The 12,955-nt window shown below is 63.2% G+C and carries 10 protein-coding genes; 6 read left to right on the plus strand and 4 right to left on the minus strand.

Features of this window, described 5'->3' with window-relative positions; all coding sequences use genetic code 11:
- Nucleotides 1-28 precede the first annotated feature (28 nt).
- The 4 genes from fabD (at nucleotide 29) to Q0L48_RS00935 (ending at nucleotide 4,124) form a co-directional block, all read left to right on the plus strand.
- Nucleotides 29-967, plus strand: a complete 939-nt coding sequence (fabD, locus tag Q0L48_RS00920) for an ACP S-malonyltransferase (RefSeq protein ID WP_296716207.1) — start codon at nucleotides 29-31, stop codon at nucleotides 965-967.
- Nucleotides 967-1,731 (plus strand): 3-oxoacyl-[acyl-carrier-protein] reductase, encoded by a 765-nt coding sequence (fabG, locus tag Q0L48_RS00925; RefSeq protein ID WP_296717074.1) that lies wholly within the window; start codon nucleotides 967-969, stop codon nucleotides 1,729-1,731. The genes fabD and fabG overlap by 1 nt, the downstream gene beginning before the upstream one ends.
- A gap of 183 nt (nucleotides 1,732-1,914) precedes the next feature.
- Complete coding sequence (dnaN, locus tag Q0L48_RS00930; RefSeq protein WP_296716209.1) at nucleotides 1,915-3,042, plus strand: DNA polymerase III subunit beta; 1,128 nt, start codon at nucleotides 1,915-1,917, stop codon at nucleotides 3,040-3,042.
- The gene (locus Q0L48_RS00935; RefSeq protein ID WP_296716211.1) at nucleotides 3,042-4,124 is read left to right on the plus strand and encodes a DUF2855 family protein; all 1,083 of its coding nucleotides are present in this window, start codon (nucleotides 3,042-3,044) and stop codon (nucleotides 4,122-4,124) included. Before dnaN ends, Q0L48_RS00935 begins: the two co-directional genes overlap by 1 nt.
- Before the next feature lie 34 nt (nucleotides 4,125-4,158).
- Here Q0L48_RS00935 and Q0L48_RS00940 read toward each other — a convergent pair whose 3' ends face one another.
- Nucleotides 4,159-5,925 (minus strand): amidohydrolase family protein, encoded by a 1,767-nt coding sequence (locus tag Q0L48_RS00940; RefSeq protein WP_296716213.1) that lies wholly within the window; start codon nucleotides 5,923-5,925, stop codon nucleotides 4,159-4,161.
- Between the two features lie 104 nt (nucleotides 5,926-6,029).
- Here Q0L48_RS00940 and Q0L48_RS00945 point away from each other — a divergent pair, with 104 nt between their 5' ends.
- Complete coding sequence (locus Q0L48_RS00945) at nucleotides 6,030-6,983, plus strand: glycerophosphodiester phosphodiesterase family protein (protein ID WP_296716215.1); 954 nt, start codon at nucleotides 6,030-6,032, stop codon at nucleotides 6,981-6,983.
- Nucleotides 6,984-7,000: 17 nt separating this feature from the next.
- Here the strand turns inward: Q0L48_RS00945 and Q0L48_RS00950 are convergent, their stop codons facing one another.
- The 3 genes from Q0L48_RS00950 to Q0L48_RS00960 all read right to left on the minus strand — a co-directional run bounded on the left by Q0L48_RS00950 (nucleotide 7,001) and on the right by Q0L48_RS00960 (nucleotide 9,987).
- On the minus strand, nucleotides 7,001-7,183 hold the full coding sequence (locus Q0L48_RS00950; protein WP_296716217.1) for a DUF1328 domain-containing protein: 183 nt from the start codon (nucleotides 7,181-7,183) through the stop codon (nucleotides 7,001-7,003).
- A gap of 110 nt (nucleotides 7,184-7,293) precedes the next feature.
- The gene (locus Q0L48_RS00955; RefSeq protein ID WP_296716218.1) at nucleotides 7,294-8,157 is read right to left on the minus strand and encodes an alpha/beta fold hydrolase; all 864 of its coding nucleotides are present in this window, start codon (nucleotides 8,155-8,157) and stop codon (nucleotides 7,294-7,296) included.
- Between the two features lie 132 nt (nucleotides 8,158-8,289).
- Nucleotides 8,290-9,987, minus strand: coding sequence for an alpha/beta fold hydrolase (locus Q0L48_RS00960; protein WP_296716220.1), 1,698 nt, complete (start codon nucleotides 9,985-9,987; stop codon nucleotides 8,290-8,292).
- A gap of 184 nt (nucleotides 9,988-10,171) precedes the next feature.
- Here Q0L48_RS00960 and Q0L48_RS00965 point away from each other — a divergent pair, with 184 nt between their 5' ends.
- The gene (locus Q0L48_RS00965) at nucleotides 10,172-12,889 is read left to right on the plus strand and encodes an EAL domain-containing protein (RefSeq protein WP_296716221.1); all 2,718 of its coding nucleotides are present in this window, start codon (nucleotides 10,172-10,174) and stop codon (nucleotides 12,887-12,889) included.
- The last annotated feature ends 66 nt before the right edge of the window (nucleotides 12,890-12,955 follow it).

A 12,955-nucleotide genomic window follows, 5' to 3' on the forward strand; every position in this document is an offset into this window, starting at 1 on the left:
CCAAAATAGAGCGAAAACGGGGTTGATGATGCGCGCGTTTCTTTTTCCGGGGCAGGGTAGCCAAAAAGTCGGCATGGGGGCCGAGTTGGCCGACGCGAGCGAGGCCGCACGCGATGTGTTCGGCGAGGTCGACGAAGCGCTGTTGCAGAAGCTTTCCACCCTGATGCGCGAAGGGCCGGAAGATCAGCTGACCCTGACCACGAATGCGCAGCCCGCGATCATGGCCAATGCGATTGCCACGCTGCGGGTGCTGGAGCGCGATTTCGGCATCAAGCTCGAAGCGCACGGAAACTGCGTCGCGGGCCATTCGCTGGGCGAGTATGCGGCGCTGTGTGCGGTGGGGGCGTTCAGCCTTACCGATACCGCGCGCCTGTTGAAGCTGCGCGGCCGGGCGATGCAATCCGCGGTGCCGGTGGGCGAAGGCGCAATGGCAGTGCTGCTGGGCGCGGATATCGAACAGGCCAAGGCGCTGGCCGAGGCCGCTGCGCAGGGCGAAGTCTGCGAAATCGCCAACGACAATGATCCGACACAAGTCGTCATCTCAGGTCACACAGCCGCGATCGAGCGCGCCGTTGCACTGGTCAAGGAGTTCGGGATCAAGCGCGGCATGATCCTCAATGTTTCGGCCCCATTCCACTGTTCGCTGATGCAGCCCGCTGCCGACCGCATGGCCGAAGCATTGACTATCACCTCGCCTGCCGCGTTCACTCTGCCGGTCTACGCCAATGTTACCGCCGCCGCCGTCACCGATCCCGAGCAGGAGCGCGCATTGCTGGTCGAACAGGTCACCGGCCGCGTGCGCTGGCGCGAAAGCGTGCTTGCCATGCGTGCCGATGGGGTCGAAAGCTTTGTCGAGCTGGGCGCCAAGGTGCTTGGCCCGATGGTCAGCCGGATCGACAAGGATGCGCAGGTGACCAACCTGATGACGATGGCTGACCTCGAGGCGTTTGCGAAGGAGATGGCATGATGTTTTCATTGAAGGGCATGAATGCGCTGGTCACCGGCGCAAGCGGCGGGATCGGATCGAGCATTGCCCACGCGCTCGCCAGCCAGGGCGCGCGGTTGGCGCTGTCGGGGTCGAACGCGGCCAAGCTGCGCGCCTTCCGCGATGAACTCAACGAAACCTACGCCCATCACGATCACGACGGCCATGTCGAGATCACCTGCGATCTGGGCAACACGACGCAGGTCGAGGAGTTGATCCCGGCGATGCTCGATACGCTCGGCACGATGGATATTCTCGTCAATAATGCCGGGATCACCCGCGATAACCTCGGCATGCGGATGAAGGATGATGAATGGGATCAGGTGATCCGCATCAACCTCGAAGCCGGGTTTCGCCTGATGCGCGCGGCCGCGAAGCCGATGATGAAGGCGCGGTTCGGGCGGATCGTCAACATCACCAGTGTCGTGGGCGCGACCGGCAATCCCGGCCAGATGAACTATTGCGCGGCCAAGGCGGGTCTGACCGGCATGACCAAGGCGTTTGCGCAGGAAGTCGCCAGCCGCGGCATCACCGCCAACTGCGTCGCCCCAGGCTTCATCCGCACCGCGATGACGTCAGCGCTTGATGAAAAGCAGCAGGCGGCGATCAATGGCCGAATCCCGATGGGCCGGATGGGCGAGGGCAGCGAGGTCGGGGCCGCCGTCGCCTTCCTCGCCAGCCGCGAGGCGGCCTATGTCACCGGAGAAACGCTGCACGTGAACGGCGGAATGGCGATGTTGGGCTGATCGACGGGTGCTGGGTCTGATCGGAGGGGTAATGTTTACCCCTTATCCCCAGCCGAGTAACCGCTGGCAAAGCCGCCAACTTGCCCGTTTCGCCGCCTGCGCTAAGGTTTTATGCACTTTCCGGCGCTTGGGGGCGATTCCTCGCGGCTCCTGCGCCACAAACAGGAACGATAGGGACAAGCGATGAAGGCCACGATCGAACGCGCGACGCTGCTGCGATGCCTTTCCCATGTTCAATCGGTGGTTGAGCGGCGCAACACTATTCCGATCCTCTCGAACGTCCTGATCGACGCCAGCGACGGTGGCTCCGTCCGCGTGATGGCGACCGATCTCGATCTGCAGGTGGTCGAAACGATGTCGGCATCGTCGGTCGATCAGCCCGGCGCGATCACGGTGTCCGCGCACCTGCTGTTCGACATCGCGCGCAAGCTGCCCGAAGGCAGCCAGGTCAGCCTGACCACCAACGACAACCGTTTGGAGGTCAAGGCCGGCCGGTCGAACTTCAAGCTGCCGACTCTGCCGCGCGATGATTTCCCGGTGATCGTCGAAGGCGACCTGCCGACCAGCTTCGAAATGCCCGCGCGTCTGCTGGCCGAACTGATCGACCGAACCCGCTTCGCGATCTCGACCGAGGAAACGCGCTACTACCTCAACGGCATCTTCTTCCACGTCACCGACGAGGACGAACCCCTGCTGAAAGCCGCCGCCACCGATGGCCACCGCCTCGCGCGCTTCACCGTTCCGCGCCCCGATGGCGCTGCCGGTATGCCCGACGTGATCGTGCCGCGCAAAGCCGTGGGCGAATTGCGCAAGCTGTTGGACGAGGCGCTGGACGGCAATGTTCTGATCGACCTTTCAGCCAGCAAGATCCGCTTCACCTTCGGCGGCGAGGGCGGGGTGGTGCTGACCAGTAAGCTGATCGACGGCACCTTCCCCGATTACAGCCGCGTGATCCCGACCGGCAATGACAAGCTGCTGAAGGTCGATCCCAAGCTGTTTTTCTCCGGCGTTGACCGCGTCGCCACCATCGCCACGGAAAAGACCCGCGCGGTCAAGATCGGGTTGGATCATGACCGCGTAACGCTGTCGGTCACTTCGCCCGACAATGGCACCGCGGCCGAGGAAATTGCGGCGGATTACAAGTCCGAAGGGATGGAGATCGGCTTCAACGCCAATTATCTCAAGGACATCCTCGGCCAGATCGATGCCGAAACGGTCGAACTCCACCTTGCGGATGCGGGCGCACCGACGCTGATCCGCGAGAACGAGGCAAGCCGCGCGCTGTACGTTCTGATGCCGATGCGGGTGTGATGACCATCACCCAGGTCCACGTTCGCAAAAATGCGCTGACCGACGCGGCGCTGGCCGAAGTGCCGCTCGCGCCCCTCGCCGATGGGGCGGTGCGGCTTGTGATCGAGAGTTTCTCCGTCACCGCCAACAACATCACTTACGCGGTGGTGGGCGACGGGTTCAAATACTGGGATTTCTTCCCCGCGCCGGACGGCTACGGCATTGTGCCGATGTGGGGCCACGCGCAGGTGATCGAAAGCAATCACTCCGACATCGCCTTTGCCGAGCGGGTGTATGGCTACTTGCCGATGGCGAGCCATCTGGATGTTCGGCCCGGCAGGATCACCGCGTCGGGCTTCATGGACACGACAGATTATCGCCAGCCGATGAGCCCGGTCTACAACAGCTATACGCGCCTTGCGGCCGATCCGGAGCATGATCCGGCGCGTGAGGCCGAGCGCATGATCTTCGGCCCACTGTTCCGCACCGGCTTCCTGATCGAATACTTCCTGCGCGCCAATGACTGGTTCGGGGCCGAGCAGTTGGTGGTCACCAGCGCTTCGTCAAAGACCGCGATGGGGCTGGCCAGCGTGGCACGGCAGAACTCGCCCGGTATCCGGCGCATCGGCCTGACGTCCAAAGGAAATGTCGGGTTCGTCGAAGCCAGCGGACTGTACGATCAGGTCGTCGCCTATGACGATCTGGAGCGCCTGGCCGTGCTTCGCAGCGTCAACGTCGATTTCGCGGGCAATGCCGAACTGCTCGGCCAGTTGCACCGCCACTTCGATGCCGCGCTGGCGCATTCGGCGCTGGTCGGCGTGACCCATATCGAAGCGCGCTCGACCTTCGGCGGCGGTGAGGCAATGCCGGGGCCGAAGCCCGTCCTGTTCTTCGCGCCCGACCATGCCGTGGCCTTTTTCAAGGCGCATGGCGCAGATGAAGGCGGCAAACTGGTCGCCGCGGCGTGGAGCGAATTCCTCAAGGCGGCAGAAGGCACGGTCGCGATCGAACGGCACAAGGGGCTTGAGGCAGCGCGCGCCGTGTTCCTCGAAATGGTGTCGGGCAAGGTCGACCCGGCCAAGGGCATCGTGATCGAGCCCTGAGCCGGGTGCCCCGACCGGGCGGTGCGGCGGCGGATTACTCCGCCGCTTCCGCCATCTCCACCCGCTGCGGGCCGCGGATCAACCCGCCGGGAGTTTCGCCGGTCCATGTGCCGTCGCGGAAGGTGACGGTGCCGTTCTTGATCGTGCAGACATAGCCAACAGCCTTCTGCAACAGCCGCTTGCCGCCTGCCGGAAGGTCGAAGGCGAGCCACAGCTTGCCCAGCTTCAGCCGGTCCATATCGATCACGTTGAGATCGGCGAGATAGCCCGGCGCGATTACGCCGCGATCCTCCAGCCCGTAGAGCAGTGCGGTGTCGCGGCACTGGCGCTTGATCGCCTGCTCCAAGCTGATGCGCTGCCCGCGCTTGCGGCTTTTCACCCAGTGTTCGAGCATGAAGGTGGGTGAGGCCGCATCGCAGATCGTCCCGCAATGTGCGCCGCCATCCGACAGCGAGTTCACCGTGTCGTCGGCGTGCTGGAGCGGGTGGAGGAAATCGAGGTTCCCTTCCGCATAGTTGAGGATCGGCAGGTAGATGAATCCCTTTCCGTCATCGCGGCACAGCAGGTCGTATGCATATTCCTGCGCGTCGATACCGGCCGCCGCAGCGCGCGCGTTGACGCTGGCGTCCGGCCCCGGCTCGTAATCGAAATCGGGATCCATTTCATATTGCAGCGCCCAGCCCTGGGTGATCACCATCACCACGCCGATGATGTCCATCGGCGCTTCGCTGTAGTCGTTCGGCTCGGCCAGCAACTGCGCCTTGAACGCCGGATCGAGCAATTTGGCCTTCTGTTCTTCCCACGGCAGTTCCTTGATCGCCTGCCAGCTCGGGCGGAAGGCGAAGGGGTTCACCGTGCCCTGCCACGCCATGATGATGCCGTTGCCGCGCAGGGCGATCTGGGCGACGATGTTCGCGCCGTTGTCGTTCTCGGCGCGCATCTGGGCAATCTGCTCGTCGAGCGACATTTCCTTGGCGATCGATTGGAGCGCGGCGAAGGTGACGGGAATGCCGGCCTCGCGCGAAAGCTGGCCCATCCATTCGAATTCGTTCCATTCGCGCTTCAGGTCGCTCGCCATTTCGAACACCGCATGACCGCCCGCCGCTCTGGCGCGGCCCATCGCCTTGCCGATGGCGACGAGTTCTTCCGGCGTGGCGGTGGTGCCGGGGACGAGTTCGCCGTCGACCGACTTGTGCAGCACGGTGCGCGAAGTGGAGAAACCCAGCGCGCCCGCACGCACGCCTTCTTCGACGATGGCGGACATGGCGGCGATATCGTCCGCTGTCGGCACCGCGCCGGGCTGCTCGCGGTCACCCAGCACAAAGGCGCGTACCGCGCCATGCGGGACATGGGTGCCGACATCGACCGTGCGGGGCAGCTTTTCGAGCGCGTCGAGATATTCGGGGAAGGTCTCCCAGTCCCACGTCATGCCTTCGGCCAGCGCCGTGCCGGGGATGTCCTCCACCCCTTCCATCAGGCTGATCAGCCATTCGTGGCGGTCGGGCTTGGCGGGCGCGAAGCCGACGCCGCAATTGCCCATCACCACGGTGGTGACGCCGTGCCAGCTGGAGGGCGCCATTTCCTGATCCCAGGTCGCCTGCCCATCATAATGGGTGTGGATGTCCACAAAACCGGGCGCGACGACCTTGCCGGTCGCGTCGATTACCTCGGTAGCGGTGCCGCTGATCTGGCCCACGGCCGCGATCAGCCCGTCCTTTACGGCGACATCGCCGGCAAACGCCGCAGCGCCGGTGCCGTCGACGATTGTCCCGCCACGGATGATCAGGTCATATTGCGCCATGTTCTCTCTCCCTTATGGAAGGGATGATGTCGCAAACCGGGCGGCCCTACAAGAGGGCGGTGATCCGGACGACAAAGCGCAAGGCAGAGCCAGAGGGCAGAACAATGGGATATCGTGAGATTTTGAGGGCCGGTTTTGCGGGACTTGCAGGGCTTGCCGCACTGGGCGCGCCGCTTTCCGCGCAAGATGCGGGGCCGTGGCGGATGACGCCCGAAAGCGACCTATCGGCGATGCTCGATTGCTTCGAGGCTGCGGGACAGACGCTGATTTCCGCGCATCGCGGCGGGCCGACGCCGGGCCTGCCGGAAAACGCGATCCCGACGATGGACGCATTGCTGGCCGCGCATCCGGCGATCATGGAAGTCGATGTCGCGCAGAGCGCCGACGGGGTGCATTTCCTGCTCCATGACGACCGGCTCGATCGCACCACCACCGGCTCGGGCGAGGCTGCCGCGCAGGATTGGGCGACGCTGAAACAGCTTCGCCTGAAGGACAACTGGGGCTGGGTCACGCCCTATGCGATCCCGACGCTGGCCGAGGCGCTGGCGTGGGCCAAGGGGCGTACTGTGCTGCAGCTCGATTTCAAACGCTCGGCCGATTACGCCGAGGTGGTCGCAGCGGTGCGCGAAGCGGGGGTGGCCGACAGCGTCATCCTGATCGCCTATTCAGTCGGTCAGGCGCGCGCCTTGCACGAACTCGCGCCCGAGATGCTGCTGTCGGTGTCGGTCGAGGCTCCGGGCGATGTGGCCGAACTCAAGGCGGCCGGTATCCCGGAAGCCCGCATGGTCGCCTTCACCGGCACCCTCCTGCCGCGTCCGGAACTTTACGCCGAACTCGACCGCGCCGATATCGAGGTGATTTTCGGCACGCTCGGTCGCCCGCCGCGCTCGTTAGACGCGGTGATCGACCGGTACGGCCTGGACGCGCGCTATGCCGATCTGGGGCGCGAAGGCGCCGATATCCTCGCCACCGACCGACCGCGCGAAGCGGCAACCGCGCTGGCCGAGGCAGGGCGGTTGCCGAAAGCGGGGCAGTGCGGGGTTAGCCGCGGCGGGTGAGCCGGAGCGGTTGACCGTCAAAGGCGCTTGCCCAAGCCCTTCGCTGCCTTCCAGCCCAGAACGAACAGAATCAGACTGCCGATCAAGGCGAGCACAAAAATGATGATCGCGATATCGACCAAGGCACCCGCGATGCCGCCGAAGCCGAGTACAGCCGCGATAAGCGCGATGATCGCAAGTGTAATAGCCCATCCATACATAAATATTTCCTCCGTAATGTGATCACACTACGGTTTCAGGAACATGTATGTTCCACAAACGCGGCCAGTTGCCGCGTCCGTGGGATGAGCTTTACTTGTGCAGGGCCAAATTAAGCGGCCGCTGCCCGTTTGACTTCCTTCACCGTGTCCGGCGCATCGAGGAATTCGCGGATCGCAGCCACGCTTTCATCGGCGTGGGTCAGCAGGAACAGGTGCCCTCCGCCAGCAAAGGTTTCAAGCCGCGCATTGGGGATCATCGCCTTCAGGATCTTGCCATTGATGACCGGGACGATCTGGTCGTCCTCACCCATCATGATCAGCGTTTCCTTTTTCATGAAGGGCAGGGCAGGCAGGCTGCTCCAACCCATCATGCACATCAGCTGATACATGTAACCGCGCGGGGAAGGGGGCTTCAACCGCCCGATATGGCTGTCCTTCTGGTGACCGGCCCCGTCCTTGTCGAGGCCGCCGTACAGCGTGGCGAAGTGTTCGTTCATGAATTCGGGGTCGATATAGCGGCGCGGATCGGCCATCTTGGTGAAGGCGGCCGGGTTGCCCGGCACCATGATCATGCCCGGCGTGGTCGCGATCAGGGTCAGTCGCCGGGTGCGCTTGGGGTGCTGGAGGGCAAAGTGCTGCGCCATTGCGCCGCCCCACGAAACGCCCATCACGTCGACTTCATCCAGCCCGAAGCGCCCCAGCAACTGCGCGGCTGTCCAACTCATGGTCGCCGGGTTGTAAGGGACCACCGGATCAGGCGATTCGCCCGTGCCCGGCATGTCGAACATGATGAAGCCGCGTTCCGGCATGGAGGCGGCGAGCGGAGCGACCGCTTCGATATTGGCGCCGATGCCGTTGAAGAACAGAACCGGCAGATGATCCGACGGCATATCGAGCCGCCAGGCCGCAACCCGTAGCGTCCGGCCGCCTACCTGTTCCATTGTGACGACTGCGCCGTCCATTGCATTGGCCACGAAAAACCCGTCCTTTCTGTGCGCCTTTCGAGGCGCGGATTGAGCGCGTGTCGTCGATCCCGTGACGATCGCGCCCATGATAATCTTCGCGCAGGCACTGCCCCCCGGCAATACCTACGCTGCACTGCAATATCAGACTTCTTCGATAACGTAGAGTCCCGGAGCAGGGTCGGTCGGCTGATAGGTGCCATTCCCGAGTTCAGCCGGTGCGGGTTTCTTCTTGCCGGACCGCGCCTGCACCCATTCCATCCAGAGCGGCCACCAGCTGCCTTTGACTTCCTCGACGCCTTTCAGCCAGTCGTCGCCGGTGGCGGGCAGCTTGCCCTTTTTCTTCTGGACGAAGTATTTCGCCTTGGGATTGGTCGGCGGGTTGAGGATCGCCTGCATGTGGCCCGATTGGCTGAGCACGTAGGTGACATCCTTCGAACCGAACAGCTGGGTCGAACGATAGGTCGCCTTCCACGGCGTGATGTGATCGGTCACCCCGCCCAGAATGAACAGATCGGCGGTGACCTTCGACAGGTCGATCTTGTGATCCACCATTTCCACCTCGCCCTGCTTGGTGAAGGCGAGCGTTTCGTAGACGGTGAGGAAATCGCCCATCAGGCTGGCCGAAAGGTTGGTGGCATCGGCGTTCCAGAACAGCACGTCGAAGGCTGGCGGATCGGCGCCGAGCAGGTAATTGTTGATGACGTAGTTCCAGACGAGATCGTTCGGGCGCAGCCATGCAAAACCGCGCGCCAGATCATCGGCCTTGATCACGCCCGCCTTGCTGGCGCGCTGGCGGGCGATCTTCATGCCGTTTTCGGACACTAGCGATCCGGCTTCGATATCGGTCGCCTTGGGGTGCAGCACGCAGACCATCAGCGTCAACGTGCCGAGCAGGTCGGAACCATCGGCGGCAAGCTTGCTGGCGAGCATCGCGGCGGTCTGTCCGCCCGAACAGCCGGCGGAAACATTAACTTTCTTGGCCCCCGTGATCGCCGCGACCGCCTCCATCGCTTCGCGGCAGGAATGGACGTAGTCGGCCATGCCCCACTTGCCCTGTTCCTTGGTCGGGTTGCGCCAAGATATCACGAAGGTCTGGATGCCGTTGTCGAGCTGCCATTTGACCACCGACTTATCCGGGCTGAGATCGTTGATATACATCTTGTTGATCTGCGGCGGGATGGTGAGTTGGGGGATTTCGTACACCTCGTCGGTCGTCGGGGCGTAGTGGATCAGCTCCATCATCTCGGTCCGCAGCACCACCGAACCCTTGGACGTCGCGACATTCTCGCCCAGCTTGAACGGGCGCTTGTCGACCTGACTGACCATGCCCTTGTTGTGAACGAGGTCGTTATAGGCGTTTTGCAGGCCCTTGATCAGGCTGAGCCCGCCTGAGTCGATCACCCGCTTCTGCGCCGTCGGATTGCCGGCCAGCGTGTTGGTCGGCGAAAGCCCGTCGAGGATGATATTCGCGATGAAATTCGCGCGGTTGCGTTCGAGTTCGTCGAGGTTCAGTTCATCCAGCCAGCTGCGCATGCCCTTTTGAACGGCCAGGTAATATTGTGCCCCTGCGCGGAAGAACGGGTTGTACTGCCACGCAGGGTCCATGAACCGCTTGTCCTTGGGATCGGGCGCGAGTTCGCTCTTGCCGGTCATGATCTTGACCATGTCTTGCGCCATCGCGGTCGAGTGCCGGATGAACCGCGAGGGATCGGAAGCAGTCTCACGCAGCAAAAGCGCAACCGCACTGACGAAATCCTCTCGCGCAACGCCGATCAGTGGCCCCAGCGCAGTGGTCGACTGGGCAGCTTCATTCTCGAGCCGTACTGTGCTGTCTGGCATCGGATCCCCTATTGTCTTGTTGTTATTTTCCCCGGCTCAAGGCCGCAGCCAAGATGCAGCCAGCGAGACCAACTTGCAAGCACTGGTGCGGGGGTGCTGCCGGCCAGCATTTCCGCGCATTTAAAGGTTTTGTTAACCGATCCGATTCACGCTTTTCGAAGGGGTGCTGGGGCATTGCCTCGTCATGTCAGGCTCGCCCGCCAAATTACCTGCAACACACGGATTCGTCGCGACCGACCTAACGGAAGTCGATGCCGTCGACGGGCGCGCTGCGCCGGACGAAGGCGACACGCGCGCTGCGGGTGAACGACGGGCGAGCGAGCGTCTGCAACCGGCACGGCTCGCGGATCTGGCGCAGGACGCCAACGAATCCATAGAGGAACAGCGGTTCTATCTGCCGCAGGGCGCCCGCGGCATGGCGGTTTCGCTGATTGTCGCCCTCGGCATTGCTGCTGCAGTTTCACCCGCCTTGCCGGAATGGCCCTCGGCGCTTGCGGCGGTGATTTCCATCGGCCTGTTTGTAGCCTGCCCCTGGTTCGCCGCGATCGAGCGCCGAAACGAAGCTTCGCTTCCGACGCGATTGCTGCTGGTCGTGGTGGCCAATCTCCTGCCGATGGCCTGCGCCGGCTTCGTGCTGGGATCGGGGATAGCCGACGGGCTGCCATGGCAGTGGTCGGTCGCCACGCTGGTGTGCATCAATGCGGCGGCATCCGTATTGTTCGTAGGGCGCATCGCCTCGCTGTTCGGTGCCAAGATCGCAAGCTGGGCAGGGCTCGTGCTGATCGCAACGCCAAGCCCGCTCACCGTCGCTGCGTTAACCGGTGCGGGGGTTACGCTGGCCCTGATCGCGCGGGTAGAATGGCGAGCGGCCGAGCGACGCCGCGAACTTCGCAATGCGCGCGAGCGGGTCGCAGCGCGGGCAGAGGACATCCTCAAGAGCTTCGAGGAAAGCGGGCAGGGCTGGTTCTGGGAAACCGATCGACGCGGGCTGATTACCTATATCTCGCCGAAGGTGGCGTCCTTGCTGGCGCGCGGGGAAGAGAGCTTGCGCGGGGTTCCGCTGCGCGAAATCATGGGTTCCGGCCCCGAAAATGCCGAGGCCGAGCGTTCGCTCGCCTTCCATGTTTCGGCGCGCTCGGCGTTTCAGGATCTCGAATTGCTTGCGGCCGCGCCCGGGGAAGAACGCTGGTGGGCGCTGACGGGGCGTCCGGTTTACGATTCCTACAAGAACTTCTGCGGGTTCCGTGGACATGGAACCGATCTGACCGAACAGCGCCGCAGCGAACAGCAGGTTTCGCGTCTGGCGCTTTACGATTCGCTGACCGGCCTGGCTAACCGCGTCCAGATGAGTCAGGCGCTCGAACAGATTCTTGCCGCCCCGGCCAAGCGCGAACGCGCGTGCGCCGTGCTGATGCTGGATCTCGACCGGTTCAAACAGGTCAACGACACGCTCGGCCATCCTGCTGGCGATGCCTTGCTGAAACAGGTGGCGCAGCGGCTCGAACGCGTGATCGGTGCCGATGGACGCTGCGGCCGGTTGGGGGGTGACGAGTTCCAGATCATTCTGCCCGGGGACCGCAGCCGCGAACAGCTGGCAACATCAGCCGACGATGTGATCGAGGCTCTTTCAAAGCCCTATATGATCCTGGGGCAAAGCGTGGTGATCGGTGCCTCGGTCGGGATTGCGCGCGCACCGACGGACGGGAATACAAGCGAGCTGCTGATCCGGAATGTCGATCTGGCGCTCTATGCCGCGAAGGACGCCGGACGCGGGGTGTTCCGCTTCTACGAGCCGGGACTACATGCCGCGGTCGAGGAGCGGGCGGAGCTTGAGCAGGATTTGCGCGGCGCGATCACGCGCGGCGAATTGCAGCTTTGCTATCAGCCGATCGTGTACGCCGCGAGCGAGACAGTCGTCGGTTTCGAGGCGCTGATGCGCTGGAACCATCCGCGCCGCGGATTGCTTTCGCCGTCGCGCTTTATCCCGATTGCCGAAGATTCGGGCCTGATCGAACGGCTCGGCCAATGGGCCTTGCAGACTGCCTGCGCCGATCTTGCGCGCTGGCCGGAGAAGATTCGCTGTTCGGTCAATGTTTCGGCAATGCAATTCGCCAACCCCGAACTGCCGACCATCGTTGCCAGCGCGTTGGCGCATAATGGGATTTCGCCTTCGCGGCTCGAACTGGAGATTACCGAAAGCGTATTCGTCAGCGATACGCCGGGGATCGAGGCGACGTTCCGGGCGCTCAAGCAACTGGGTGTGCGATTGGCGCTCGACGATTTCGGGACCGGCTATTCTTCGCTCGGCTACCTTCGCAAAGCGCCGTTCGATCGCATCAAGATCGACCGCAGTTTCGTGCGCGGCGCGACCGAACAGGGCAGCCGCAACGGGGCGATCATCGCCGCTATCACCAGCCTTGCCGAAGTGCTGCACATGGATACCACCGCCGAAGGGGTCGAAACCCACGACGAACTGGAACTGGTCCGGCTGCTCGGCTGCAGTCATGTGCAGGGGCACATCTATTTCGAACCGATGAGCGTCGAAGATGCCGCCGCGCTGGTTCTGGGCGATCTTGTTGCTGTTGCCAGCGGTCCGCTCTCGTCCCGCGCGCAGCGGCATGTTCTGCTGCGCCGGGTCATATTGGTGCATGGCGGCGGCCGCCAGAATGTGACCTTGCGCAATATCTCCGAAGGCGGCGCCATGATCGAAGGCTTGTGGAACATGGAGGTGGGCTGCGAAGTGCGGATCGAATTCAGCCCGGCCCAAGCGGTCAACGGACAGATCCGCTGGTCGCGCGAGAACCGGATGGGTATCGAATTCCATCTGCCCTTGCGCACACGAGACGATGGCTCCTTCGCACTGCCCAGAGGCAGCCATGTGGAGCTGGCCGATCAGGCTTAGCAAGTGATTATCCTAAGGCTTTAACTCTTCGGCTTAGTCAAAAAATAACCATCCAGCTTTACTCCT

The organism is Erythrobacter sp., from assembly GCF_024305245.1.
Taxonomy (GTDB): domain Bacteria; phylum Pseudomonadota; class Alphaproteobacteria; order Sphingomonadales; family Sphingomonadaceae; genus Erythrobacter.

Coding starts and splice junctions, on each gene's coding strand:
- Q0L48_RS00960 (WP_296716220.1), bottom strand. CDS start 9,987: ATGCCAGACAGCACAGTACGGCTCGAGAATGAAGCTGCCCAGTCGACC.
- Q0L48_RS00950 (WP_296716217.1), bottom strand. CDS start 7,183: ATGTATGGATGGGCTATTACACTTGCGATCATCGCGCTTATCGCGGCT.
- Q0L48_RS00940 (WP_296716213.1), bottom strand. CDS start 5,925: ATGGCGCAATATGACCTGATCATCCGTGGCGGGACAATCGTCGACGGC.
- Q0L48_RS00945 (WP_296716215.1), top strand. CDS start 6,030: ATGGGATATCGTGAGATTTTGAGGGCCGGTTTTGCGGGACTTGCAGGG.
- Q0L48_RS00965 (WP_296716221.1), top strand. CDS start 10,172: ATGTCAGGCTCGCCCGCCAAATTACCTGCAACACACGGATTCGTCGCG.
- fabD (WP_296716207.1), top strand. CDS start 29: ATGCGCGCGTTTCTTTTTCCGGGGCAGGGTAGCCAAAAAGTCGGCATG.
- dnaN (WP_296716209.1), top strand. CDS start 1,915: ATGAAGGCCACGATCGAACGCGCGACGCTGCTGCGATGCCTTTCCCAT.
- fabG (WP_296717074.1), top strand. CDS start 967: ATGTTTTCATTGAAGGGCATGAATGCGCTGGTCACCGGCGCAAGCGGC.
- Q0L48_RS00935 (WP_296716211.1), top strand. CDS start 3,042: ATGACCATCACCCAGGTCCACGTTCGCAAAAATGCGCTGACCGACGCG.